Below are 589 nucleotides of genomic sequence, written 5' to 3'. Positions count from 1 at the left end.
GCCGACCCCGCTGCTCCCGCGGCGCCCGAGAGCGTCTACTACAAGGCCAGCGTCGTCGACAACGACAAGGCCGTTATCAAGACCGACGGCGGCTCGATCGTCAACGAAGACGGCATGCTGAAGATCAAGGCCGCCAACGGCACCGTGCTCGCCGGCACCCCGCTGAACTTCCGGGTCGACGACTTCGAGTTCCCGATCGCCGCCGACATCTCCGGTAACACCGCCACGCTGACCCCGCAGTTCGACGAGCAGCACGCGGTCTACAAGCCGGTCGCGCTGCCCTTCGAGGAGTCGGCTCCCTGGAAGACCCCGTACGACCGTGAGGTCGCGGCCTTCACCCGTCTGAAGGACACCATCTCCACCGGCGCCACCATCGGCACCCTGGTCGGTGGTATCGGCGGCGCGGCCATCGGCTGCATCGCGGGCGCTGCCCTCGGTGTCGTCGCCACCGGTGCGCTGGCCACCCTGTTCGGCCTCGGCCCGCTCGGCGGCTGTGTCGCCGGTGCCGCCGCCGTCGGCTTCCTGGGTGTGCTCGCCGGCCAGATCCTCGTGACCGCCCCGGTCGCGATCGGCGCCGCGATCCAGTACT

The 589-nt window shown here is 69.9% G+C and carries 1 protein-coding gene; it reads left to right on the top strand.

Going from position 1 to position 589, the window contains the following annotated elements; all coding sequences use genetic code 11:
- Positions 1 to 589, top strand: a 589-nt coding sequence (locus C5E41_RS33050; RefSeq protein ID WP_258081426.1) for a hypothetical protein, incomplete at both ends; no start/stop codon positions are given.

It is taken from the genome of Nocardia nova, from assembly GCF_002933465.1.
GTDB lineage: Bacteria > Actinomycetota > Actinomycetes > Mycobacteriales > Mycobacteriaceae > Nocardia > Nocardia nova_B.
The sequence above is the reverse complement of the archived record's forward strand: the minus strand, read 5'-3'. Positions and strand labels throughout refer to the sequence as shown.